The sequence below is a fragment of the Streptomyces sp. NPDC059454 genome (assembly GCF_042749965.1).
Classification (GTDB): Bacteria; Actinomycetota; Actinomycetes; order Streptomycetales; family Streptomycetaceae; genus Streptomyces.
The window spans coordinates 74419-98985 of sequence record NZ_JBHYVC010000023.1 but is presented as its reverse complement, the minus strand read 5'-3'; the positions used below and the strand labels follow the sequence as shown (position 1 = coordinate 98985).

The window sequence follows — 24567 nt, the reverse complement described above, 5'->3', positions numbered from 1 at the left end:
CGATGAGAAGCACCGGGATCCGTCGTACCCTCGTCGCGCTGGGCGTCGGCGCGCTCACGCTCACCGCGTGCGGGTCGAACGACGACGAAGCCGCCGGCGGCAAGACCCGCATCACGGTCAACTGCATGCCGCCCAAGAGCGCCGAGGTCGACCGCCGGTTCTTCGAGGAGGACATCGCCGCCTTCGAGAAGAAGAACCCGGACATCGACGTCGTCCCGCACGACGCGTTCCCCTGCCAGGACCCGAAGACGTTCGACGCCAAGCTCGCCGGCGGGCAGATGGAGGACGTCTTCTACACCTACTTCACCGACGCGCGGCACGTCGTCGACATCAACCAGGCGGCCGATCTCACCCCGTACGTCAAGGAGTTGAAGAGCTACGACACCATCCAGCAGCAGTTGCGGGACATCTACACCGTCGACGGCAAGGTCTACGGCATCCCGCGCACCGGCTACTCGATGGGCCTGATCTACAACAAGGCACTCTTCGAGGAGGCCGGACTCGACCCGGACCGGCCGCCCGCCACCTGGGACGAGGTCCGCGACGCCGCCGAGAAGATCGCCGCACTCGGCGACGGCACCGTCGGCTACGCCGACTACAGCGCCCAGAACCAGGGCGGCTGGCACTTCACCGCCGAGCTGTACTCGCAGGGCGGTGACGTGGTGAGCGCCGACGGCGAGAAGGCCACCGTCGACACCCCCGAGGGCCGCGCCGTGCTGCAGACCCTCCACGACATGCGGTGGAAGGACGAGTCGATGGGCAGCAGGCAACTGCTCGTCATCAACGACGTCCAGCAGATGATGGGCGCCGGCAAGCTCGGCATGTACCTCGCCGCCCCCGACAACATCCCGATCCTCGTCAAGGAGAAGGGCGCCGAGTACGAGAACATCGCCCTCGCCCCCATGCCCGGCGGCGAAGGCACCCTCATCGGCGGCGACGGCTACATGGTCAGCAAGAACGCCTCACCCGAGCAGATCCGCGCCGGCCTCAAGTGGCTCGACCACATGTTCCTCACCCCCGGTGACGGCTTCCTCGGCGACTACGCCCGCGCCAGGAAGAACGACGCCCCGGTCGGCCTGCCCGAGCCCCGCCTGTTCACCGGCGCCGCCGACGACAAGGACCAGCAGGTCAAGAAGGCCAACGCCAATGTCCCGGTGGAGAACTACCAGCCCTTCCTCGAGGGCAACGAGAGCCTGGAGATGAAGATCGAGCCGCCGCACGCCCAGCAGCTCTACTCCGTCCTCGACGGAGTCGTCTCCGCCGTCCTCACCAAGGAGGACGCGGACATCGACCGGCTCCTGAAGGACGCCTCCGGCAAGATCGACGGCATCCTGGCCCGGAGCTGAGCGGTGACGAAGACGGCACAGCGGCCGGCCGCGGCCGTGCGGGTCCGACCGGTGAGGGCGCCGTCCCCGGCAGGGGACCGGAGACGGCGCCGCCTCACCGACCAGCTGCACGCCTACGGCTTCCTCCTCGGCGGACTCGTCTGCTTCGCCCTGTTCTCCTGGTACCCGGCGATCCGCGCCGTCGTGATCGCCTTCCAGAAGTACACGCCGGGCTCCGACCCCGAGTGGGTCGGCACCGCCAACTTCACCCGGGTCCTGAACGACCCCGAGTTCGGCGCCGCCTGGCGCAACACGCTCACCTTCACCCTGCTCGCCCTGCTGATCGGCTTCGCGGTCCCCTTCGTCCTCGCCCTCGTCCTGAACGAACTGAGGCACGCCAAGGCCTTCTTCCGGGTCGTCGTCTACCTGCCGGTGATGATCCCGCCGGTGGTCAGCGCCCTGCTGTGGAAGTGGTTCTACGATCCGGGCGCCGGCCTGGCCAACGAGGCACTGCGCTTCCTCCACCTGCCCACCTCGAACTGGTCCAACGGCGCCGACACCGCCCTGGTCTCCCTGGTGATCGTCGCCACCTGGGCCAACATGGGCGGCACCGTCCTCGTCTACCTCGCCGCGCTCCAGTCCATCCCCGGCGAGCTGTACGAGGCCGCCGAACTGGACGGCGCGGGCCTGTTCCAGCGCATCCGCCACGTGACGATCCCGCAGACCAGGTTCGTCATCCTCATGCTGATGCTGCTCCAGATCATCGCCACCATGCAGGTGTTCACCGAACCCTTCGTGATCACCGGCGGAGGCCCCGAGAACGCCACCGTGACCGTCCTCTACCTCATCTACAAGTACGCCTTCCTCTACAACGACTTCGGCGGCGCGTGCGCGCTGAGCGTGATGCTCCTCGCCCTGCTCGGCGTGTTCTCCGCCGTCTACCTCCGCCTCACCCGCTCCGGAGAGGAGGCCGTATGAGCGGCACCCGCACCCTCGTGTCCCCGGCCGTCCTGGCCCGCCCGCGCGGCAGGGCCGTCTACTGGAGCGTGTTCACCGGCATCGTCGTGCTGTTCGCGCTCGCCTTCCTCTTCCCCGTCTACTGGATGGCGAGCGGCGCGATGAAGTCACCCGACGAGGTGGCCCGCACCCCGCCCACCCTCGTCCCGGAGAGCTGGAGCGCCGGCGGCTACACCGACGCCTGGGAGCTGATGGAGCTGCCGAACCACCTGTGGAACACGGTGGTGCAGGCGGCCGGCGCCTGGGTCTTCCAGCTGGTGTTCTGCACGGCCGCCGCCTACGCCCTGTCCAAACTCCGGCCCGCCTTCGGCACGCTGGTCCTCGGCGGCATTCTCGCCACCCTGATGGTCCCGGCCCAGGCCCTCGTCGTACCGAAGTACCTGACCGTGGCGGACCTCGGCCTCCTCAACGACCCGCTCGCCATCTGGCTGCCGGCCGTCGCCAACGCCTTCAACCTCTATCTGCTCAAGCGGTTCTTCGACCAGCTGCCCAGGGACGTGCTCGAGGCCGCCGAGATCGACGGCGCGGGGAGGCTGCGCACCCTGTGGTCGATCGTGCTGCCCATGTCCCGGCCGGTGCTCGGAGTGGTGTCGATCTTCGCACTGGTCGCCGTGTGGCAGGACTTCCTCTGGCCGCTGATGGTCTTCTCCGACACCGGCAGACAGCCGATCAGCGTGGCCCTCGTGCAGTTGTCGCAGAACATCCAGCTGACCGTGCTCATCGCCGCGATGGTGATCGCCAGCATCCCCATGGTCGCGCTGTTCCTCGTCTTCCAGCGGCACATCATCGCCGGAATCAGCGCGGGCAGCACCAAGGGCTGACCCGGCGCCTCGTCCACAGAAGAGAAAGGCACGCACCGTGGGACAGCCCCTCCCTGCCCGGAACGACGACTGGTGGCGCTCCGCAGTCATCTACCAGGTGTACGTCCGCAGCTTCGCCGACGGCGACGGCGACGGCACCGGCGACCTCGCGGGCGTCCGCGCCAGGCTTCCCCACCTCGCCGAACTCGGCGTGGACGCGCTGTGGTTCAACCCCTGGTACCTGTCCCCGATGAAGGACGGCGGCTACGACGTCGCCGACTACCGGGTGGTCGACCCGGCCTTCGGCACCCTCGCCGAGGCGGAGAAACTCATCGCCGAGGCACGGGAACTGGGCATCCGCACGATCGTCGACATCGTGCCGAACCACGTCTCCGACCAGCACCCCTGGTTCCGGGCGGCGCTCGCCGGCGGCCCCGAGCGGGAACTGTTCCACTTCCGCCCCGGCCGCGGCGCCGGCGGTGAACTCCCTCCCAACGACTGGCGGTCGGAGTTCGGCGGCCCCGCCTGGACCAGGGTGCCGGACGGCGACTGGTACCTCCACCTGTTCGCTCCCGAACAGCCCGACCTCAACTGGGCGCACCCCGCCGTCCGCCAGGAACACGAGGACATCCTGCGCTTCTGGTTCGAGCGGGGCGTGGCCGGTGTCCGCATCGACTCCGCCGCACTGCCGGCGAAGGACCCCCGGCTGCCGGACTTCGTGGCGGGCCGCGACCCGCACCCCTACGTCGACCGCGACGAACTCCACGACGTCTACCGCGCCTGGCGGGCCGTCGCCGACGAGTACGGTGCCGTCTTCGTCGGCGAGGTCTGGCTCCCGGACACCGAACGCTTCGCCCGCTACCTCCGCCCCGACGAACTGCACACCGCGTTCAACTTCTCCTTCATGACCTGTCCCTGGGACGCGGCACGACTGCGCACCTCCATCGAGGACACCCTCGCCGAGCACGCGCCGATCGGCGCCCCCGCCACCTGGGTGCTGTGCAACCACGACGTCACCCGCACGGTCACCCGCTACGGCCGCGCCGACACCGGCTTCGACTTCGCCACCAAGGCCTTCGGCACCCCGACCGACCTCACCCTCGGCACCCGCCGGGCGCGCGCCGCCGCCCTGCTCTCCCTGGCCCTGCCCGGCGCGGTCTACGTCTACCAGGGCGAGGAACTCGGCCTGCCCGAGGCCGACATCCCGCTCGACCGCATCGAGGATCCCATGCACGCGCGCTCCGGCGGCACCGACCCCGGCCGCGACGGGTGCAGGGTGCCGCTGCCGTGGACGGCGGACGCGCCGTACGCGGGATTCGGCTCGCGCGGGACGCCGTGGCTGCCGCAGCCCGACGACTGGGCGGCGTACGCGGTCGACCGCCAGCTCGCCGATCCCGGCTCCATGCTCTCCCTCTACCGCGAGGCGATCCGCCTGCGCCCCGCGTTCGGTGACGGTCCGCTCACCTGGCTCCCCGCCTCCGACGGCGTCCTCGCCTTCGCACGCGACGGGGGCACGCGATGCCTGGTGAACCTCGCCGGCACCCCCGTCGGACTGCCCGAGCACACCGAGGTCCTCCTCGCCAGCGGTCCCCTGGACACCGACGGACGACTGCCGAAGGACACCGCGGTCTGGCTGCGCGCCTGAGGCCCGACAGCTCGGTCGCCCCGCGTTGTTCAGCGAAGTGGGGGCGTATCCGTCCTGACCGTGGCGACCCCGCGCTTCGCCGCCTGGATCTGCTCGTACACATGGGTCCGCAGCTCGGCGAAGCGCGGTGCCACGCGGGTGCTCAACTGGTCCCGCTCGGCGGGCAGATCGACCTTCAGCTGCTCCCGTACGACGGTGGGGGAGGCCGACAGCACGATCACCCGCTCGCCGAGGTACACCGCCTCGTCGATGTCATGGGTGACGAACAGGACCGTGATCCCGCGCTCCCGCCACAACCGTCGTACCAGGTCCTCCAGATCGGCGCGGGTCTGCGCGTCCACCGCCGCGAACGGCTCGTCCATCAGCAGCACCTCGGGCTCGTACGCCAGCGCCCGCGCGATCGCCACCCGCTGCTGCATGCCGCCGGAGAGCTGCCACGGGTACGCCCCGGCCGCGTCCGCGAGCCCCACCGAGGCGAGGGCGTCCGCCACCAGCTCGCGGCGCCGTGTCTTGCCCAGGTCCTTCTGCTTCAGCGGGAGTTCGACGTTCTGGCCGACCCGCATCCACGGGAACAGACTGCGCCCGTACTCCTGGAACACGAACGCCATCCCGGGCGGGGGACCGTCCACCTTCCGCCCGGCCAGGAACACCTCACCGGCCGTCGGTGCGAGCAGCCCGCCCACGCACTTCAGCAGCGTCGTCTTGCCACAGCCGGACGGGCCGACCAGGCAGACCAGTTCACCGGCCGCCACGGTGAACGTCAGGTCGCGCACCGCCTCGGTCCGCCGCCCCGATCCCTCGTACACCTTCCGCAGACCGCGTACGTCGAGCATGGACCGCCCTTTCACGAGTTTCACCCGGACCGCCGGGCGGCGGTGCGCAGACCGTGGTACCAGCCGAGCGCCCGCCGCTCGACCAACTGAAAGAGGACCGAGAGGACGAAGCCGAGCAGACCGAGCAGCAGGATGCCGGTCCACATGCCGGGGATCGCGAAGGAACGCTGGAACTGCACGATGGTGAAGCCGAGACCGTTGCTGGCGGCGAACATCTCGCTGATCACCATCAGGATGATGCCGATCGACAGCGCCTGGCGCAGACCCGCGAAGATCTGCGGGCTCGCCGAGGGCAGCACCACGTCCTTCAGGCGCGCGGCGCCGGTGATGCCGTAGGAGCGGGCCGTCTCGCTCATCACCGCGTCGACCGCCCGGACGCCCTCGACCGTGTTGAGCAGCACCGGCCAGACGCACCCACTGGCGATGACGACGATCTTCATGGTGTCGCCGATGCCCGCGAACAGCATGATCACCGGCACCAGCACCGGCGGCGGCACGGCCCGCAGGAACTCCAGCACCGGCTCGCACACCGCGCGCACCCTCCGGTACGAGCCGATCAGCGTGCCGAGCGCGACACCGACCGCGGCGGCCAGGGCGTAGCCCGTCGTGAGCCGCAGCACGCTGGGCAGCACGTCACCGCGCCACCGCTCACCGGTCCACACATCAGGGAAGGTCTCCAGGATCGTGCGCAGGGGCGGCCAGTACACGTCCTCGCTGCCGGCCGAGGACACCCACCAGAGGGCCACCAGCGCGACGGGCAGCGCGAGCACGAACACCAGTCGCAGCAGCACGCGCGTCACACCGCCACCTCCCCGCGCACCGACTGGTGCCAGGCCAGCGCCCGCCGCTCCACCGACCGGGCCCCGACGTTGATCAGCAGCCCGAGCAGCCCGGAGACGACGATCAGCGCGTACATCTCGGGCACGGCCTGAGAGGTCTGGGCCACGGCGATCCGCGCACCCAACCCGGGCGCCCCGATGACGAGTTCGGCGGTGACGGCGAGGATCAGGGCGACCGCCGCCGCCAGCCGCACCCCGGTCATGACGTACGGCAGCGCGGTCGGCCACAGCACGTGCCGGACCCGCGCCCAGGTGCCCAGACCGTACGACCGTGCCGTCTCCTCGGCGACCGGGTCGACGTCCTGGACGCCGTACAGGACCTGGATCAGCACCTGCCAGAAGGAGGCGTACACGACGAGGAGCAGCACCGACCGCAGTTCGGTGCCGTACAGCAGCACCGCCAGCGGGATCAGCGCGACCGACGGGATGGGACGCAGGAACTCGATCGTGGACGCCGTCGCCTCGCGCAGATACGGCACCACGGACAGGACCACCCCGACGACGATCCCCGCGACGGCCGCGATCGCCAGGCCCAGTGCCCAGCCGGTGAGGGTGTCGCCGAGCGCGGTCCAGAAGGCGCCGTCCGTGATCTCCGCGCCGAGCGCCTCCGCGATGCGGCCGGTCGGCGGCAAGTGGTCCTCCCCGACCAGGCCGAGCCGCGGCGCCGCCTCGCCCAGGACGAGGAAGGCCGCGAGCCCGGCCGCACCGAGAGCGGCGTTCGCACCCCTCACGGAAGCAGCTCGTCCAGGTCCGGCGCCTGCTTGAACAGGCCGTCCTCCTCGCCGAGCTCCGCCAGTTCCTCGATGGCGGCGCGGTTGGGCTCGGCCGGCCACTTCGGCAGGGTCACCTTCGCCAGCACGTCCGCCGGGATCTTCGTGTACGTGGTGACGATCTCGCGCACCTCGTCGGGGTGGGAGTCGGCGTAGGCCAGGGACTCGGCGGTCGCCTCCTGGAACTTCTTCACCACCTCCGGGTTCTCCTGCGCGTACTCGACGGAGGTGAAGTACATGGCGACGGTGAGGTCCGGGGCGATGTCGATCATCGGGGAGGCGATCTCCCGGCCGCCCTGGCTCTTGATGGTGGCCAGCGCCGGTTCGACCACCATCGCCGCGTCGATCTGCCCGCCGTCGAGCGCGGCCGGCATCTGGTCGAAGGCCAGTTCGACGAGTTCCACCTTGTCGGGATCGCCGCCCGCCTTGCGCACCGAGGCGCGCACCGCGGTCTCGTTGATGTTCTTCAGGGTGTTGATGGCGACCTTCTTGCCCTCCAGGTCCTTCGCCGACCCGACCGGGCTGTCGCCCTTGACGGTGAGCGCCTCGAAGTCCTTGCCCACCTCACCGGTCGAGGCGATGCCGTTCGCCACCGCCTTCACCGGCACGTTGTTGGACCGGGCGATCATCAGCGAGGTCATGTTGGAGAACCCGAACTCGAACTGGCCGCTGGCCACGCCGGGCACGATGGCGGCGCCGCCCTGCGCACTGGAGAAGTCCAGCTTCAGCCCGCGCTCGCTGAAGAAGCCCTTCTTCTGGCCCAGGTACAGGGGCGCCACATCGACGATGGGGATGAGACCCACCGTCACCGTGGTGGTGCCGCCGGACGAGCCGGCGTCGTCGGACCCACCGGAGTCGGGCGAGCCGCAGGCCGTCGCGGCGGTCAGGACGGATGCGGCCGTGAGGCCGATGAGCAGACGACGACGCATGACTGTGACTCCCGCGGTGGGACCGGACCGGATGCTCCGAACAGGCTGTGCGCAGAAGGAACTACGTGCTGATCGGGAACGTATGGCCCGTGCGGAACTCCGGTCAATGCCTTGGCCCGGATGGGAGGTTGATGGTTCACCCATGCGTCGTGGGCGGTGTGGAGAACGCGTTCACCGCGTGCGCGGCGCGTTCGGCCGGATCACAGGCCCAGCACGAGCCTGCGTCCCCGGCACCGGGACACACAGATGAGCATGGTCTCCCCGGTCGCCCGCTCCTCCTCGGTGAGCACCGAGTCACGGTGGTCCGGCTCGCCCTCCAGCACATCGGTCTCACAGGTGCCACAGGTGCCCTCCGTGCAGGAGTAGAGCACCTCGACGCCCGCTTCGCGCACCGTGTCCAGGACGGAGACGTCCGGCGGGACGGTGAGCGTCCGGCCGCTGCGGGCCAGTACGACCTCGAACTCGCCGTCCACGGCCGCGCGTTGCTTCTCGGGCCGGAACCGCTCCACGCGCAGCACCCCGGCCGGGCACCGCTCCCCGACCGCGTCGAGCAGCGGACCGGGTCCGCAGCAGTAGACGAGGGTGTCCTCCGGGAGACCGGCCAGCACCGGGGAGAGGTCCAGCAGCCCGGTCTCGTCCTCGGGGGCGAGCGTGATCCGCTCCCCGTACCGGGCCAGCTCCCCGGTGAACGCCATGGAGGCACGGGTGCGCCCGCCGTACAGCAGGGTCCAGTCGGCGCCCGCCGCCTCGGCCGCGGCCAGCATCGGCAGGACGGGGGTGATGCCGATGCCGCCCGCGACGAAGCGGTAGCGCCCGGCCGGCTCCAGCCGGAAGCGGTTGCGCGGCCCGCGCGCCCGTACCCTGTCGCCCGGCCGCACCCGCTCGTGCACATGGGCCGAGCCACCGCGCCCGTCCCGCTCCCGCAGGACGGCGATCCGCCAGCTGCCCCGGTCGGCCGGGTCCCCGCACAGCGAGTACTGCCGCTCAAGACCCGGCCCGAGCACCAGATCGATGTGCGCGCCCGGCTCCCAGGCGGGCAGCTCCGCGCCCGACGGGTGCCGCAGGGTGAGGACGAGAACGCCCTCGGCCGCCGGCTCCCGCCGCTCCACGACGAGTTCGACGTCGTCGTACGAGGTCATGCACCGGCTCCTCGTGGCTCGTGCCCCCGCGGGTGGGCGAGCATCCACTCCCACATCTCGACCGGGTCCTGCGCGGTGTGCTCGCGCCCGCAGTGACAGGTGCCGTGCAGCAGATCGGTGCCCGGCAGCCAGTCGACGCGGTAGACCTCGCCGGTGCGCCCGCTCATCGGGCCGCCCGCTCCACGGGCTTGTCGCCCTCCTCGACCAGCCGGGCCAGGATGCGGCGGGCGGCCAGACCGCCGGTGTCGATGTTGATGCTCAGCTCCTGGTAGCCGGCGCGTTCGGTGCCGAGGGAGCGCTGGAGCAGGCTGAGCGCGTCGACGTCCTGCATGACGACCGTGTGGTTGTTGCTCCGCAGGAACTCGCTCACCTCGGCGTCATCCGTGGCCCAGTCCCGCGAGACCGCCCAGAAGTCGTACACCTTGCCGTCGGCGGACGGCGTGATGGCGTAGGTGATCTCGGTGTGGAAGCCGCCCGGGTCGCTGCCGTCCGGCTCGGGCAGCACACCGACCGGGGCGATCCTGCTGTGCAGCAGGTACAGGCACGGCGCGTGGTACTCGATGTCCTGCCAGCGGGTGATTCGCCCCTCGATGCCGGTCGACCGGGCGTAGAACGGGGGGCACGCGGCGTCGTCCATGCGGCGGCTCACCCGTACGACGCCGGCGCCCTCGTCGACCTCGGTGGTGATCGGTGTCTCGGCGACCTCGGGGGTGCCGATGTAACCGCCGTGCAGATAGGTCTCGTGGGACAGGTCGAGCAGGTTGTCGACGAGCAGCCCGTGGTCGCAGTCGATGGGCTCCATGCCCCGCACGGTCACCCAGCCGGGGGAGTCCAGGTGCCGGGCCCGCGGGATGGTCCCCGCGTCGGCGAGCGCCGGGTCGCCGATCCACACCCAGACCAGCGCGTCCTGCTCGACGACGGGGTAGGAGGCGACGCGCGCGGTGCGCGGCACCCGCTTCTGCCCCGGCACGTACACGCAGGTGCCGGTGGGGTCGTAGGTGAACCCGTGGTACCCGCACACGATGCGGTCGCCGTCGAGCCGTGTCGGTGCCTCGGAGAGCGGGTAACGGCGGTGTACGCACCGGCCGTCGAGCACGACCGGAGTCCCGTCGCCCTCGGTCCGGTAGAGCACGAGCGGCTCCCCGAGCACCGTGCGTCCGAGCAGCTCCCGGCCCACCTCGTGACTGTAGGCGGCGACGTACCACTGGTTCCTGGCGAAGGCGGTGATGTGCGGCATCGGTGCGGCTCCCGTCGTCCTCGACGTCGTGTCGCCCACACCATGACGACGCCGTCTTTGCCCCGGCAAGGGGACTTCCGCCGTACGGAACCTCCCGCGAAGTTACCCGTGCGTTCCGCACGCCGGAGTGATGACAGTGGTGACTGTGCGGGACGGTACGCCGCGTGACAACGTCATGCCCGTCAGCGATCGGTGGGAAGGAGCCGGCGTGAACAAGGGCTATGCCGTGTACTGCGACGCGGACCCGTACTTCTACGACGCCCCGCACCGCGCCGTCTCCCCGGCCGGCACCGGGCGCTCCCGGTACGCCGCGGCCTCGTGGCCCGTCCCGCCGGGATGGCAGCGGAGCGAGAGCGGGGACTGGCTCGCCCTGCGTCCGGTCGACGCCGGCCTGCCCGACCAGGGGTGGAAGATCCACGTCTCCGCCTGTCTCGACAACGCCGAGTCCGTGCTCGAGCGGGTGTGGCGGCACTGCGTCGCCGGCGGCACGGCCTTCAAGTTCGTCCCCAGCCGCTATCTGCTGCACCAGCGCAACGCCAAGTACGCGGACCGGGCGGGCAGCGGCAAGTTCATCACCGTGTACCCGGCGGACGAGGCGCGGTTCGAACGGCTCGCGGGCGAGCTGTCAAAGCTGCTGGCGGGCGAACCCGGACCGTACATCCTGAGCGATCTGCGGCTCGGCGAAGGACCCGTACACGTCCGGTACGGCGGCTTCACCCGGCGCGACTGCTACGACGCGCAGGGGGAGTTGCGGCCGGCCGTGACCGGTCCCGACGGCGTGCTGGTGCCCGACCTGCGCGGCCCCGTCTTCCGCGTACCGGACTGGGTCGATCCGCCCGCCTTCCTGCGCCCGCACCTGAAGGCCCGGGACGCGCTGACCGTGGGCGGCCTGCCCTACGCCGTCGAGTCGGCGCTGCACTTCTCCAACGGCGGCGGCGTCTACCTCGCCCGCGACTCCCGCACCGGGGAGCGGGTCGTCCTCAAGGAGGCCCGTCCGCACGCCGGTCTGGCGGCCGACGGCGCGGACGCCGTGACCCGGCTGCACCGCGAACGCCGGGCGCTGGAGCGGCTGTCCGGCCTCGACTGCACACCCGAGGTGCTCGATCACCTGACGGTCGGGGAGCACCACTTCCTGGTGCTGGAGCACATCGACGGCAAGCCGCTCAACACGTTCTTCGCCCGCCGTCACCCGCTCATCGAGGCCGACCCGAGTGAGGAGCGGCTGGCCGAGTACACCGCCTGGGCCCTCGACGTCCACGCCCGGGTGGAACGCGCCGTCGAGGCCGTCCACGCCCGGGGCGTGGTCTTCAACGACCTGCACCTGTTCAACATCATGATCCGCGAGGACGACAGTGTCGCCCTGCTGGACTTCGAGGCGGCGCACCGGGTCGGCGAAGCCGGCCGGCAGACCGTCGCCAACCCGGGGTTCGTGGCGCCGTCCGACCGGCGGGGCGTCGCGGTGGACCGGTACGCGCTGGCCTGTCTGCGGCTCGCGCTGTTCCTCCCGCTCACCAGTCTGCTGGCACTGGACCGGCGCAAGGCGGCCCATCTCGCCGAGGTGGTGGCGGGCCGGTTCCCGGTGGACCGGGCCTTCCTGGACGCGGCGGTCGACGAGATCACGAGCGGCGCCACCGCTCCCACCGGCGCCCCGGCGGCGCGAGGGACGGACGGGCCGGTGGTGCCGGTCCGTCCGGACGACTGGCCCCGCAGCCGGGACTCGATGGCCGCGGCCATCCGCGCGTCGGCGACACCGTCCCGTACCGACCGCCTCTTCCCCGGTGACATCGCGCAGTTCGCCACGGCCGGCGGCGGACTGGCCTTCGGCCACGGCGCGGCGGGAGTGCTGTACGCCCTGGCCGAGAGCGGGGCGGGGAGGGACGAGGACGGGGAGCAGTGGCTGCTCGAGCGGACCAAGCAGCCGCCGTCGGGCATGCCGCCCGGCTTCCACGACGGTCTCGCCGGCCTCGCCTGGACACTGGAACACCTCGGCCACCGCGACCGCGCCCTCGACCTCGCCGAGCTGCTCCTCGACCAGCCCCTCGACCACCTGGCCCCGGACCTGCACAGCGGCACCGCCGGAGTGGGCCTGGCCCTGGACTCGCTGGCCGCGGCCACCGGGGAGACCGCTCTGCGCGCGGCGGCCCGGCGCTGCGCCGAGCTGACCGCCCGGGGCGGGCCGGCCGGGGACGGGAGCACCGGCCGGGGCCGCGCGGGACTGCTGTACGGCGCGGCGGGACGCGCCCTGCTCTTCCTGCGGCTGTACGAACGCGACCGGGACCCCGCTCTGCTCGACCTCGCGCGGGACGCGCTGCGCCAGGACCTCTCCCGCTGCGTCCGCGGCGCGGGCGGCGCACTGCAGGTCGACGAGGGCTGGCGCACCATGCCCTACCTGGGTGCGGGCAGCGTGGGCATCGGCATGGTGCTCGACGACTACCTGGCGCACCGGGAGGACGAGGAGTTCACGCGGGCGAGAGGCGAGATCGTGGCCGCGGCGCAGGCCATGTTCTACGCCCAGCCCGGCCTGTACCGGGGCGTGGCCGGGATGGTGCTGTACCTCGGCCGCACGACGGCCGAAGTGCCCGGCACCGGTCCGCGGGCCGTCCGGCGTCAGCTCGACGCGCTGTCCTGGCACGCCATGTCCTACCGCGACCGGCTCGCCTTCCCCGGTGAGCAGATGATGCGCCTGTCCATGGACCTCTCCACGGGCACGGCGGGATGCCTGCTGGCCGTCGCCTCCGTCCACGGCGCCCGGCCCGCCGGGCTGCCGTTCCTTCCGCCGCCGCGCACAGCGGGGCGGCCCCATGACTCGGCCCCTCCCGGGGTCGTGATGCAAGAGAACCCGTTGTCCTACGAAGGGAAGATGTCATGAACCTGTTCGACCTGCAGTCGATGGAGACCCCGAAGGAAGAGGCCATGGGCGACGTCGAGACCGGCAGCCGCGCGAGCCTGCTGCTCTGCGGCGACAGCAGCCTGAGCATCACCACCTGTAACTGACACCGGTGCTGATCGCCGTGGCGGCGTGGTGAGTCACGTCGCCCGGCTCGGGCGCCCCGGGTTCCGGCCCGGGGCGCCGTCGCCTGTTTCGGTGGACGGACGGAAGGGGGTCGGCCGGTGCCGACGACCGGGTTCCGGGCGCGGCGGGCGGGCAGGGCGCGGGACGGAGCCGACGGCGCGACGCCGGGGCGTACGTCCGAAGTGCTGGTGCTGCTGTGCTCGGTCGGAGCGGCCGCGGCGACGGTGGCCCAGCCCTTCGCCCTCGGCCGCACCCTGGATCTGCTCCTGCGCGACGGCGGGTCCGACGGCGCCGCGGGACGCTGGCTGGTGCTGAGTGCCGCGCTGCTCGTCGGTGAACTGTTGCTCGACAGCCTCACCTCCCTGTTCACCGGCCGCTGCAACGCCGTGTGGACGGCGTCCCTCCGCTCCCGCGCCTTCGACGGTCTGCTGCGCGCCGTACCGGAGCGCGCGCGGCCCTTCACGCCGGGGGACGTCGGGACCCGTCTGACCCTCAACGCCGCCGACGCGGGCGGCGCCCCGGCGGCCCGGGCGGCGCTGGCGGCGTCGGTGGTCACGCCGGCGGGCGCGCTCGCGGCGCTGGCCGTCGTCGACGTGTGGGTGGCGGCCTGCGTGCTGGCCGGGCTGCCCGCCCTGGCGCTGGTACTGCGGACCTTCGCCCGCGACACCGGTGCCTCGGTGGCCGCCTACCAGAACGCGCAGTCACAGATCGCGTCCCGGCTGCTGGAGGCCCTGGAGGGCGCGGCGACGATCGCCGCCGCGGGGACCGGCGCCCGTGAACGAGCGCGTGTCCTCGAGCCGTTGACACAACTCGCCGCCCTGGGCCGGCGCATGTGGGCGCTGCACGGACGGGCCCTGGGCCGAAGCGGTGTCCTGGTCCCCCTGCTCACCCTGGCCGCCACGGCCGTCGGCGGCCTGCGTCTCGCGTCGGGCGCCCTGAGCGTGGGCGAGCTGCTCGCCGTCTGCCGGTACGCGCAGCTGACGGCCGGCGTCGGTGGCGCCGCGTCCCTGCTGGGCGCGGTGGTACGGGGTCGCGAGGCACGGAATCGGGTCCTGGCTCTGGCGCGCATGCCCGTCCTGGTCCACGGGACGCGAGGTCTTCCTGCGGCCGGACCGGGTGATCTCGAACTGCGCGGCGTGCGGGTGGTGCGCGACGACAGGCAGGTCCTGCGCGTTGACGGGGTGCGGGTGCCGGGCGGCGCCACCGCCGCGGTGGTCGGCCGCAGCGGAGCGGGGAAGTCCGTCCTGGCCGCCGTGGCGGGGCGGCTGATCGACCCCGACGAGGGACAGGTGCTGCTGGACGGCGTCCCCCTCGACCGGCTGACCCGGGAGGCGTTGCGCACCGAGGTCGCCTACGCCTTCGAGCGCCCGGCGCCGGCCGAGGGAACGGTCGCCGAAGCGGTCGCCGCCGGCCCCCGGCAGGTGTCGCCCGAGCAGGTCCGGGAGGCCTGCCGTGCCGCGGGCGCCGACGGCTTCGTCCGCCGGCTGCCGAGCGGTTACGACACCCCGCTGTCCGCGGCGCCGCTCTCGGGCGGTGAGTACCAGCGCCTCGGGCTCGCCCGGGCGTTCGCGCACGCCGGACGGCTGCTGATCATGGACGACGCGACGTCCAGCCTGGACACCGCCACGGAGCACGAGGTGGACCGGGCGCTGCGCCACTCGGTGCGGCCCGGAACCAGGCTGGTCGTCGCGCACCGCCCGTCGGTGGCGGCCCGGGCGGATCTGGTGATCTGGCTGGAGGGCGGGGGAGTGCGGGCCGTCGCGCCCCATCGCGAACTGTGGGACGTGGCCGGCTACCGGGCGGTCTTCGGCGCCGGTGCCGCCGATACGGCGGCACCGTGTGCGAGCACCACGCGCCGGCCCCGGCCCGAGGAGGCGCGGCCGTGACGCGCGTCGCGGACGGGGGCACGCGGGGCACGGGCGACGGGTCCGGGGCGCTGCGCCGCGTCGCGCCGCCCGCCCGTCGTTTCCTCGCCCGCCGCACGGGAGTGCTGGCGCGGCTCGCGCTCTGGTCGCTGGCCGAGACCGGACAGGCGTTCCTCGTGGGCTACGGCGTCGCCCGGGCCGTCGACCAGGGGTTCCTCGCCGGTGACGCGCGCCGGGGGCTGCTGTGGCTCGCGGTCGCGCTGGTCGCCGTCCTGTTCGGCGCTCCGGTGATCCGGGGCGTGTTCACCCAGCTGGCCGGGCTGACGGAGCCGCTGCGCGACGGCCTGGTGCGGCGTGCGGTCGACCGGTCCCTCGCCCTGGCCGCCCCGGGCGGGGCCGGCGGGACGGACCGGGCGGCCGTCTCCCGGCTGACGAACCAGGTCGAGATCGCCCGGGACAGCTTCGCCGGTCTCGTCCTGACCCTGCGGTCCTTCGTCTTCACCGCCGCCGGAGCGCTGCTGGGGCTGCTGTCGCTGCACCCCGCCCTCCTCACCGTGGTGCTGCCACCGCTGACGGGCGGCCTGGTGCTGTTCCTGGCGACGCTGCGGCCCATGGCGGCGGCCCAGCGGCGTGCCCTGGCGGCCGACGAGGCGCTGGGCGACCACGCGGCCCGGTCGCGGGCGGCGCTGCGGGACCTGACGGCCTGCGGAACCGGGCCCGGGGCGGCACGGCGCGGTGCGGAGCTGGTCGACGAGGCCGCCGCGGCGGCCCGTGTCCTGGCCGGCTGGGCGGCGGTGCGCACGGCGGCGCTCGGCGTCGCGGGTCATCTGCCCGTCCTCGCGCTGCTGCTGGCGGTGCCGTGGCTGCGCGGGCGAGGAGTGACGGCGGGCGCGCTGCTGGGTGCTTTCACCTATCTCGTCCAGTCGCTGCTGCCCGCCCTGCACACGCTGATGACCGCGCTCGGTGCGGCAGGGGCCCGGCTGTTGGTCGTCCTCGACCGGATCATCGTTCCGGAGCCGGAGCCGGAGCCGGAGCCGGAGCCGGAGCCGGAGCCGGAGGGGGAGGGGGAGGGGGAGCCGGAGGGGGTGGCGGGGGAGTCGGCGCCGACGGTCAGGCACCACGCGCGGCCGAAGCCCGCGTACCCGGCTGCGCGCCCTTTGACCGCCGACGCCACTGGCGTCGGCGCCCGGTCACCGGCCCACAGGGGACGTCCGGCGTACGGCGGACCGGCCGCGGCGGTGGAGCTGCGGTCCGTGACCTTGTCCTACGGCGCCCGCGCGCAGCCGGTCCTCGACTCGCTCGACCTGTGCGTCGCCCCGGGCGAGCGCCTCGCGGTCGTCGGACCGAGCGGCATCGGCAAGTCGACGCTCACCCGCCTGGTCGCGGGGACGCTCGCGCCGAGCGGCGGCGAGGTACGGGTGGCCGGCCGGAAGGTGACCGGGCGCGCACCCGCCGAACTCGCCGCGCTGCGTGTGCTGGTGCCCCAGGAGGCGTACGTCTTCTCCGGGACCGTGGGAGACAACCTCGCGTATCTGCGTCCGGACGCGGACCGCGCGGACCTCGACGCCGCCGTCGGAGCCCTCGGTCTGCGGCCGCTGGTCGAGCGCCTGGGCGGGCTTGACGCACCGGTGCGGCCCGCCGGACTGTCCCCGGGCGAACGGCAGCTCGTCGCGCTCGCCCGCGCCTACCTGTCCCCCGCGTCCCTGCTGCTGCTCGACGAGGCCACCTGCCATCTCGACCCGGCGTCCGAGGCACGCGCGGAGGAGGCCCTCGCGCGGCGCCGGGGAACACTGCTGGTGGTGGCGCACCGCCTGTCGTCGGCCGTCCGCGCCGACCGGGTGCTGGTGCTGGACGGGACGAGGGCGGTGTGCGGCACGCACGAGGAGGCGCTGGAGCGCTCGCCGCTCTACCGTGACCTGACGGGCCACTGGAACGCCGGCCCGGCCCGGGAGCCCTGACCGGGGCCGACCGTCCCGAGCGGGGTCACCGCACGCCCGTCACGTCCATCCGGCACTCTGGACGATGCGTATCGCGTCGACCCGGTTGCGGGCGCCCACCTTCCGGATCGCCGTGGCCATGTAGTTGCGGACGGTCCCCCGGGACAGGTGCAGACGGGCCGCGATCTCGGCCATCGGCGCCCCCTGGGAGGCGAGGGACAGCACGTTCAGCTCGCGGGTGGTCAGCGGCATTTCCGCGCCTTCCAGCAGGGCGACCGTGAGCGTCTCGTCGAGGAAACGTTCCCCCTTGGCGACCGTGTGCACCGCCGTGATCAGCCGGTGCGCCGGAGCGTTCTTGTCGACCAGTCCGAGAGCACCGCCGTCGAACGCCCGGCGGAGGACCCCCGGCCGCTTGGCGGTCGTCAGGACGACGAGCCGGTCTCCGCACCGCGCCCGGAAGGACGCGCCGTGCGTCTGCCCCGGTCCTCGCAGGCAGTCACCGTCCACGACCCACACGTCCGTCGGCAACACCTCGTGATCCGGCGGGTCGGCGCCGGGTGACATGGACGAGACCTCCAGCGCGACATCGGATCTGAGCAGTTGCGCCAAAGCCGATCGCAGCAGTTCCTCGTCGTGCACCACGACAGTACGGACCATCTCCCCCACCTCATGTCAGTGGCCGCGCCGGAGCGACCGGCCACATACTTCCCCCAAGCCACGGGGGCGTGTGCCCTGATCCGTCCCGCAAGAACACGACGCGTACGCACGTGCGAACCGCACCGGACGCAATCCGCCGTCCCCGACGCCCCTCGGGGAGCGGGACGGTGGTGCCCGTCCGGCCGAAAACGGCGGAGCCACAAGCCCTCCGGCGGGCGGCACCCGCCGCTGCGGCATGCGGCAACCGGCCGTCGCGCCCACGCCGGCGGTCCCGGTGCCCTGGTTACGGCGGCACATGGCCGGCCGGAGCGGCCGTGCCGCGCCGGACGGGAGGCGCCGGACGGCGGGTCCGTTCCCGTCCGGGACGCGGCTGGAAAACGTCGTCACCCAATCTGGCGCGAATCCCACCGTCCGTCCGGACGGACCGCGCTGCCCACCGCCTCCCCGCCAACTCGGCCCGGACCGGGCGTCGGTGGACTGTCGGTGGGTGCCTCTAGTCTTTCGACCGTCGTCACAGCGAGGCACGCCGATCGGGCCGTTGCCGGACGCGCTGTGCCGGAATCCGAGTGCTGGGAGAGGCGAGTAACCCATGGGTTGGCTGGCAGCGGGCGATACGTACGAAGTCGCCCTGATGGAGGGCGGGGTGGTGGCCCGGCCCCGGTCCGCCACGGCGGACTCCCCGGCCGGGGACTCCCCGGCCGGGCGGGCGAGGGCCGTGCCGGAGGAGATACGGGACCGGCCCGAAGTACAGGAACTCCAGCGGTTCGCCGAATGGCTGGAGCGGCACGCGGCCGAGTGCGCGGCACAGGTCGACACCTGGATGGTGTCCTCGCTGCCGGTGCCGACCGGTCTGCTGGCCCGGCTCTGGCCCGACGAGGCATGGCAGTCCGCGCTGCGCGACATCGTCGTCGTCGGTGACGGCCCCGACGAGACCGGCTTCCTGCGCGACGCGGACGTCTCGGGTGAACTGCGGGTGGTCGACCTGGACGGCGAGACCGTCCGCCTGGCCCCCCGCACGGTGACCATGCCCCATCCCGTCCTCCTCCCTGACCTGGAGGAACTACGGACGTTCGCCGCCGAGCTGGGCGTGACGCAGGGCGTCGAGCAGATCCACCGCGCCACCTGGCACAAGCCCGCCGACATCGACGGGTCCGCCTGCTCGGTCGGCGAGTTCGCGGGTGCCGAGTACCGCTCGTGGTTCCACCTCTCCTCCCGCATCACGTCCCTCGGCTACAAGGTCTCCGGCAGCAGCGCCGTCGACCGGATCCTGGACGGCGGGCGCGTCGTCACCGCCTCGGTCGGCATGAGCGACCCCTACACCGAGGAGAAGGCCTGGACCGGTGACCTCAGCTGGAGCGACGAGGAAAGCCACCGGAACCTTCCACTGGCCGAGGTCGGCCCCGTGGCCTGGTCCGAGGGCATGCGCATGGCCGCGGCCCTGCACGCGGGCCGCACCGTGACCGAGGACGGCGCCGCGTGAACGACACGAGGGAACGCACACCCGGGAAAGGCACACACGTATGAACGACCCGACGACACGGAACGGCGCGCCGGCGGATCCGGAGGAACTGCTGCGTGCCGGCGCGGTACTGCCGCCGGGCACCAGCGGGGCGGGCGACCGGGCCGTGCCCATGTACACCCAGGCCTACCGCCATCCGGGCCTGGACGGCCGGATCGTCGTACGCCTCACCACCGAGGAGCAGACGCAGGGCCCGAGCACCGGGTTCCTCGGCCTCGAACCCGAGGGCGAGCCGGTGGAGGTCGGCCTCGGCCGGCCCCGGGCGCTGGGCTTCCCCGACTGGGTGCTGGTCCACCACCCCTCGGACGGTCACCTCGCCATGTCCCTGGTCGAGGAGGTGAACAAGGTGGCGCGCAGGGCCAGATCGAGCCCGAAGCGGGCCCGTGCCGCCTACGAGTCGATCGGCGAACGGCTCGCCGGGTCCGTACCGCACTTCCTGCCGACCTTCTACGAGCAGGCCGGCCGGGTGTTCCTGGCCGCCGACGAGCAGGCGTACGCGTCCCAGATGTTCGTCAACGCGCGCAAGGCCGAGACGGCCCACGCGCTGCCGTTCGACGAGGCGCGCATGGACGCCGTGTTCCTGGAGTTCGCCCTCGCCGACGCCATGCCGACGAAGGTTCTCAGCAGCTACGCCAAGGGCCTGATCTCCCGGGTCCCGGCCGCGACGGCGTTCCGGCACCTGCGCGGACTGTTCGTCCGGCTCGCGGCGCACGGACTGGCTCCGTCGAGCCCGGGCGCGGCCGAACTGCGCAAACTGGCGAAGGCGGTCGCGGGCAAGAACGCGCAGGCGGAGGAGATCGCCTACCTGCGCGAGATGCTGACGCTGCCCGGCACCCTCAAGGCACCGCCCGCCTGGTGGAAGGCGCACCGGCAGGCCGTGCTCCAGCTGGCCCGGCAGGAACCCGCCGTCCGCGGCACCCTGCTGGGCCTCATGCCCGCGGAGTGGGAGGGCGAGGAACTGTCCCAGTGGCTGGACCTGCTGGAGAAGTCCGGCGCCATCGCCGGGCTGTGCGACCCCACACTGCCCGCCGACGTACGGCCCTTCGACGGTACGGCCGGGTGGACGCGCAGGTTCTTCGACCTGTGCCGGGTCGCGCACCGGCGGCTCGCCCCACCGGAACTCCATCCGCTCGTCGACCGCATGGCCGACGCGCTGCGTGCCGAACTGGACGCCACCGGCGGCACGTTGCCGCCCCCGGTCAGTGATGTGAACCTCCTCGACCGGCTGCTGACGCTGCGCATACCGGTGGCGGAACCGCAGGACGGCCAGCAGCTCGGCCTGAACGACTGGGCCGCCTGCGACACCCGGCGCGACCTCGTCGCGCTGGAGGCCGACGCCCGCTTCCGCCGCGCGTTCCGGCACGGCTGCCCCGAGGACGGCAGGGGGAACGACAAGGAGACCGTCCTCGCCCTGGCCGAGTCCCCCGGCGGGCGGCCCATGCTCGCCGAATGGGTGGGCGAGGTCAGCCGGAGGTACCTCACCGCGGAACTGCCCGCGTTCTCCGGCTACTCCGGCCCTCTGCGCACCCTGGGCTGGCTGCCGGGAGAGGTGCTGGCGGTCGCCGAGGAGGCGGTACGGGACGCGCTGAGCACCGGGATCGCCCCCGCGCTCGCCCGCACGCTGCGCACCGGCGTCCTCGACGAACTGGGCTGGCCCGCCTGGGAAGAGGCACTCCCGCCCTGTGAACCGGAGCAACGCGCCCCGAAGGTCCGGGTCGTCGACGCCTGGCCGTATCTCGTCGTCCTGACCGGCACACAGGCCCGGGTGATCGGCGCGGAAGGCACCGTGCTCACCCATGAGCTGCGGCTCCCGCCGGACATGACGGACCAGCTGTGGCGCGTCAGCTGCCAGTACGTGGACGGCGAACTGCTCGTCTGGTGGAGTTCGCACTCCACCGGCACCGAGGGCTACTGGAGCCACATCCCGGACCCGTCACCGATGCCCGTCGCGGGCTGCTTCCCAAACGCCAGTGAGGCGGGCGGACGTGACGCGGACCGGCTCCTCGTCTCCCTCCCGCTGCCCGGGGGCGGACGGACCACCGGCCACGGCGTACTGCGCCGCGGGGACACGCTCGTCCAGGCGGGGCGGCGGATGATCGGCGACGGGACGTCGTACTGGGTGTGGACCGCCGAGGGGGCCGAGGACGGGCGGCACACCTGGCGCGCGTACGACCCGGCCGGCGACACCGTGGGTGATCCCGGGGCGCCGGAGTGGTTCGGCGGGGAATCGGGCACCGGCTCCGAGGACCACGTTCTGCAGAACTCCTGGCTGCGGCCGGCCCCCACCGCCGTACCCGGTCCGGTGTGCGCCCCCGTGGACGGGCTCCTCGGCTGGCGACTGACGAGGCTGCCGGGCGGCCGGCTGCGGGGCGAGGACCTCGCCGGACGCTCGGTCGTCGTACCGGACGACAAGGACGCGTTCCCCCGGCACGCGCTGCGGTTCCCCGGTGCCGAGCGGCCGTTGGCCGTGATCCGGTACTGGAACGCCGTCCGGCTCCTCGACCCGGACGGCACGGTGCTCGCCGAGGTCCCGGAGGACCGGACCCACGGACGCTTCAGCGCGGGCACCGCGCTCCTGCCGCCCCTGACCCACTGGCACCTGCTCCAGCCCCGCGACCCGCAGGGCTCCGCGGCGCTCCGCCGGCTCGACGAGGACACCGCGCAGGCACTGCTGACCGGGGCCGTGACGGAGCGGCCGCGCGACGCCGGGGACCAGGACGGGCCGGTCGACGACGACCAGGACCTGGTACCCGGACTGGTCCGGACCCTGCTGCCGGAGGTCGGCCACGAGGCGCTGCGGGCGGGCATCACCGGCATCGTGCGGTACGCCGCCGAACAGCAGCGCGTCCTGGACGCGGCGCTGGCCCGGCTCGACTCCGCGATCGCGGGAGAGGTGCTGCGGGAGCCACGGCCCAAGGTGGGCGACGAAGTACTCGGGGCGGCGCTGAACGGCGTCGGACTCACCATCGGCTGGCACCGCCGGTTCTACGACTTCTACCACCACCTCTACGATCTGCCGGACCTGCTGGGCCGCTCCCTGCGGGGCCTGGCCGAACCGGCTCCCACGGGCCGGACCCACCTCGACACGGCCAGGCAGGAATCCCTGGAGTGCCTGCACATCCCGGCGCTGCCCGTGCTGCCCGCGATCCTGGCGCTACGGGCCGGCTCGGAGGCCGTCGTGGAGGAGCACCGGAAGGCGCTGGACGCCTACCTCGAGGAGTTCGACGCGCAAGGGCTCACGGACCTGGACCCCGGGCACTGGCGGGGGGTCCGGCTGCGGCTGGACCAGAGCCTGTTCGAAGGGCCCGACGCCATTCAGGGGTACCGGGACGCGACCGTGCTCGACCTCGGCGACGGCGCGTTCCTGGTCTTCCCCGAGCACGCGTTCCGCTTCCTCCAGGACCGGGACCCCGGCGGCGAGACCACCGGCCGGCACTACGGGGCGCTCTTCCACGACCCGTCCGGCCGGTTCGAGACACCCGCGCCGTACACCCTGGTCGCCGCGGGACCGCTCGTGCCGGAGCCGACGCGGTCGCCGGGCTGGGCCGCGGCGTTCCGCGCCGAACTCGCCGAGCGCGGACCGGCGCCCTGGTTCCCGGCGGCCGCCGAGGAGTTCGCGCGGCTCACCGGTGTCACCCCGACCATGGCCCGGCTGGTGGTCGCCGGCCTGCCCATGATCGACGACGAGCGCCAGGCGGTGCCCTCGGCGACGCTGAGGACGATCGGCGTGAAGTCGGCCGACGCGCGCGTGGCCAAGGACGAGCTGAGCTCCCTCGACGCGGACGCCCGGCAGGCCGTGGTCGCGGCGCTGCTGCCCGCCGATCCGTCCCGGCTGTGGACGGACGGCCCCGACGCCGCCCGCGCGGCCGAGGTGTGGAACGAGCGGCTCGGCCGGCGCACGCCCCTCCCCGAGGAACTGCTCCACGACGCGGTCCGCGGCGTGGTCTCCACGGGCTGGGCACCGGCCGAGGCACTGCGCGGCTTCCTCGACGTGTCCGCCGAGCCCCGGCTGTCCCGGGACCGCACCTGGAGGATCGGCTCCCACCGCCCGGAGCGGACCGAGAACACGCCCGGCTTCGACGGCTCCGTCCTGAAGAGTTCGGTGGCCCTGGCCGCGTGGCTCGCCCACCGTCTCCCGGCCGGCGACCCGATCCGCGCCACCCTGCCCGGCGTGCTCACCGCGCTGCGCGAACGGCTGGCCCACCCGGGCCTGCTGATCGGGGTCGACCGGCGGATCGACCTGGAGGCGTTCCGGCGGGCCGCCGGAGAACCCACGGAGACCGGCGACGGCTTCGTGCGCCACGGCGCGGTCGTGCTGGGCACCGGGGGGTCCGAACCCGTCCCCGTCATCCGTCCCGCGCTGCTGGACGCGGCCGGCAACGACCCGCATCTGACGGCACTGTTCACCGGTGAACGGCCCAACGCCCAGGAGACCGCGCTGCGCCTGGTCCACGACCGGCTCTTCGCCGAGCTGCTCGCCGACCCCGGGAACCCGGTGGGCGGCGAGCGCGACGCGGACGGCCGGTGGTGGCCGCAGGACCCCGCCCGGTCCGTGCCCGACCTCGTCACGGAGGCCGCCAAGCGGTACGGCATCGGCGAGGACGCCGCCGTCCTCTACCTGATGCTGCTCGCCCTGCCGGACCCCACCGACCGCAACACCGCCCGCTGGACCGGCTGGGCCGGGCAGCGCGGCGGAACGGCCAGGCTGCGTGCCGCCCGCGCCGAACTCGCCGCCACCGGCCTCGTGGTCGAGGGCAGCCGTTCCAAGGCCGGACGCTCGCTGTTCCTGCCCGGCGGCTGGACCCGCCTGGAGACCCCGCACCTGCCGCTGGAGCGGTGGAAGCTGCCGATGTACGGCCTGGCCGACGGTGAGAGGCCCGTCCTGGGCGTCGTCGTGCCCGTCCTGCCCGTCGCCGCGCTCTACCGCGAGGCCTGGCGGCGGGTCCAGGACGGGGACGCGCCCCAGCTGGAGGAACTGGAGGTGCCGCGACCGCGGAAGAGCCGTCGCTGAGTTCCACCACGAAGGGGGACGGCCGTCCCGT

18 protein-coding genes are annotated in these 24567 nt (G+C 73.1%); 10 read left to right on the top strand and 8 right to left on the bottom strand.

The genetic code is table 11. The annotated features are described in order from the left end of the window. Positions 1-2: 2 nt before the first annotated feature. From ACFXAE_RS18235 to ACFXAE_RS18220, 4 genes are read left to right on the top strand one after another with little or no spacing between them, the layout of a single operon-like run. Positions 3-1346: an ABC transporter substrate-binding protein gene (locus ACFXAE_RS18235; RefSeq protein ID WP_384715337.1), complete on the top strand. Its 1344-nt coding sequence runs from the start codon at positions 3-5 to the stop codon at positions 1344-1346. A 3-nt stretch (positions 1347-1349) separates the two neighbouring features. Then, on the top strand, positions 1350-2303 hold the full coding sequence (locus tag ACFXAE_RS18230) for a carbohydrate ABC transporter permease (protein ID WP_384715335.1): 954 nt from the start codon (positions 1350-1352) through the stop codon (positions 2301-2303). Then, a complete protein-coding gene (locus tag ACFXAE_RS18225; RefSeq protein WP_384715333.1) occupies positions 2300-3163 on the top strand; it encodes a carbohydrate ABC transporter permease in 864 nt (287 codons plus the stop codon). The genes ACFXAE_RS18230 and ACFXAE_RS18225 overlap by 4 nt, the downstream gene beginning before the upstream one ends. A gap of 37 nt (positions 3164-3200) precedes the next feature. Continuing rightward, complete coding sequence (locus ACFXAE_RS18220) at positions 3201-4787, top strand: alpha-amylase family glycosyl hydrolase (RefSeq protein ID WP_384715331.1); 1587 nt, start codon at positions 3201-3203, stop codon at positions 4785-4787. Between the two features lie 29 nt (positions 4788-4816). On the opposite strand, the gene ACFXAE_RS18215 is transcribed toward ACFXAE_RS18220, so the two are convergent. The 7 genes from ACFXAE_RS18215 to ACFXAE_RS18185 form a co-directional block, all read right to left on the bottom strand. After that, positions 4817-5620 carry an ABC transporter ATP-binding protein gene (locus ACFXAE_RS18215; protein WP_384715328.1) on the bottom strand — a complete coding sequence of 268 codons (804 nt, stop codon included), beginning with the start codon at positions 5618-5620 and terminating at the stop codon, positions 4817-4819. A gap of 20 nt (positions 5621-5640) precedes the next feature. Next, a complete protein-coding gene (locus ACFXAE_RS18210; RefSeq protein WP_384715325.1) occupies positions 5641-6420 on the bottom strand; it encodes an ABC transporter permease in 780 nt (259 codons plus the stop codon). After that, on the bottom strand, positions 6417-7190 hold the full coding sequence (locus ACFXAE_RS18205; protein ID WP_384715322.1) for an ABC transporter permease: 774 nt from the start codon (positions 7188-7190) through the stop codon (positions 6417-6419). Before ACFXAE_RS18205 ends, ACFXAE_RS18210 begins: the two co-directional genes overlap by 4 nt. Next, positions 7187-8158 (bottom strand): ABC transporter substrate-binding protein, encoded by a 972-nt coding sequence (locus tag ACFXAE_RS18200; RefSeq protein ID WP_384715319.1) that lies wholly within the window; start codon positions 8156-8158, stop codon positions 7187-7189. The genes ACFXAE_RS18205 and ACFXAE_RS18200 overlap by 4 nt, the downstream gene beginning before the upstream one ends. Before the next feature lie 200 nt (positions 8159-8358). Continuing rightward, positions 8359-9297 carry a PDR/VanB family oxidoreductase gene (locus ACFXAE_RS18195; RefSeq protein WP_384715316.1) on the bottom strand — a complete coding sequence of 313 codons (939 nt, stop codon included), beginning with the start codon at positions 9295-9297 and terminating at the stop codon, positions 8359-8361. Beyond that, entirely contained in the window at positions 9294-9464 is a 171-nt protein-coding gene (locus ACFXAE_RS18190; RefSeq protein WP_384715313.1) for a hypothetical protein, read from the bottom strand. The genes ACFXAE_RS18195 and ACFXAE_RS18190 overlap by 4 nt, the downstream gene beginning before the upstream one ends. After that, a complete protein-coding gene (locus ACFXAE_RS18185) occupies positions 9461-10534 on the bottom strand; it encodes a Rieske 2Fe-2S domain-containing protein (protein WP_384715310.1) in 1074 nt (357 codons plus the stop codon). The genes ACFXAE_RS18190 and ACFXAE_RS18185 overlap by 4 nt, the downstream gene beginning before the upstream one ends. 208 nt (positions 10535-10742) lie before the next feature. On the opposite strand from ACFXAE_RS18185, the gene lanKC reads away from it, so the two are divergent. From lanKC to ACFXAE_RS18165, 4 genes are all read left to right on the top strand, one after another. Then, the gene (gene lanKC / locus ACFXAE_RS18180; RefSeq protein ID WP_384715307.1) at positions 10743-13403 is read left to right on the top strand and encodes a class III lanthionine synthetase LanKC; all 2661 of its coding nucleotides are present in this window, start codon (positions 10743-10745) and stop codon (positions 13401-13403) included. After that, complete coding sequence (locus ACFXAE_RS18175; protein WP_003972313.1) at positions 13400-13528, top strand: SapB/AmfS family lanthipeptide; 129 nt, start codon at positions 13400-13402, stop codon at positions 13526-13528. Before lanKC ends, ACFXAE_RS18175 begins: the two co-directional genes overlap by 4 nt. 117 nt (positions 13529-13645) lie before the next feature. Beyond that, a complete protein-coding gene (locus ACFXAE_RS18170) occupies positions 13646-15433 on the top strand; it encodes an ABC transporter ATP-binding protein (RefSeq protein WP_384715304.1) in 1788 nt (595 codons plus the stop codon). Further along, a complete protein-coding gene (locus ACFXAE_RS18165) occupies positions 15430-17370 on the top strand; it encodes an ATP-binding cassette domain-containing protein (RefSeq protein WP_384715301.1) in 1941 nt (646 codons plus the stop codon). The genes ACFXAE_RS18170 and ACFXAE_RS18165 overlap by 4 nt, the downstream gene beginning before the upstream one ends. A 39-nt stretch (positions 17371-17409) precedes the next feature. On the opposite strand, the gene ACFXAE_RS18160 is transcribed toward ACFXAE_RS18165, so the two are convergent. Beyond that, positions 17410-18006, bottom strand: a complete 597-nt coding sequence (locus tag ACFXAE_RS18160; RefSeq protein ID WP_384715299.1) for a LuxR family transcriptional regulator — start codon at positions 18004-18006, stop codon at positions 17410-17412. Between the two features lie 589 nt (positions 18007-18595). Here ACFXAE_RS18160 and ACFXAE_RS18155 point away from each other — a divergent pair. Together ACFXAE_RS18155 and ACFXAE_RS18150 are read left to right on the top strand one after the other, a co-directional pair. Continuing rightward, the gene (locus tag ACFXAE_RS18155; protein WP_384715296.1) at positions 18596-19486 is read left to right on the top strand and encodes a DUF4132 domain-containing protein; all 891 of its coding nucleotides are present in this window, start codon (positions 18596-18598) and stop codon (positions 19484-19486) included. 40 nt (positions 19487-19526) lie between these two features. Continuing rightward, positions 19527-24536 carry a DNA-binding protein gene (locus ACFXAE_RS18150; RefSeq protein WP_384715293.1) on the top strand — a complete coding sequence of 1670 codons (5010 nt, stop codon included), beginning with the start codon at positions 19527-19529 and terminating at the stop codon, positions 24534-24536. The last annotated feature ends 31 nt before the right edge of the window (positions 24537-24567 follow it).

Excerpts from the sequence above, each read along its gene's own strand:
- ACFXAE_RS18160 (WP_384715299.1), bottom strand. The coding sequence starts at position 18,006 with ATGGTCCGTACTGTCGTGGTGCACGACGAGGAACTGCTGCGATCGGCT.
- ACFXAE_RS18185 (WP_384715310.1), bottom strand. The coding sequence starts at position 10,534 with ATGCCGCACATCACCGCCTTCGCCAGGAACCAGTGGTACGTCGCCGCC.
- ACFXAE_RS18225 (WP_384715333.1), top strand. The coding sequence starts at position 2,300 with ATGAGCGGCACCCGCACCCTCGTGTCCCCGGCCGTCCTGGCCCGCCCG.
- ACFXAE_RS18175 (WP_003972313.1), top strand. The coding sequence starts at position 13,400 with ATGAACCTGTTCGACCTGCAGTCGATGGAGACCCCGAAGGAAGAGGCC.
- ACFXAE_RS18190 (WP_384715313.1), bottom strand. The coding sequence starts at position 9,464 with ATGAGCGGGCGCACCGGCGAGGTCTACCGCGTCGACTGGCTGCCGGGC.
- ACFXAE_RS18215 (WP_384715328.1), bottom strand. The coding sequence starts at position 5,620 with ATGCTCGACGTACGCGGTCTGCGGAAGGTGTACGAGGGATCGGGGCGG.
- ACFXAE_RS18195 (WP_384715316.1), bottom strand. The coding sequence starts at position 9,297 with ATGACCTCGTACGACGACGTCGAACTCGTCGTGGAGCGGCGGGAGCCG.
- ACFXAE_RS18155 (WP_384715296.1), top strand. The coding sequence starts at position 18,596 with ATGGGTTGGCTGGCAGCGGGCGATACGTACGAAGTCGCCCTGATGGAG.
- ACFXAE_RS18150 (WP_384715293.1), top strand. The coding sequence starts at position 19,527 with ATGAACGACCCGACGACACGGAACGGCGCGCCGGCGGATCCGGAGGAA.
- ACFXAE_RS18235 (WP_384715337.1), top strand. The coding sequence starts at position 3 with ATGAGAAGCACCGGGATCCGTCGTACCCTCGTCGCGCTGGGCGTCGGC.
- ACFXAE_RS18200 (WP_384715319.1), bottom strand. The coding sequence starts at position 8,158 with ATGCGTCGTCGTCTGCTCATCGGCCTCACGGCCGCATCCGTCCTGACC.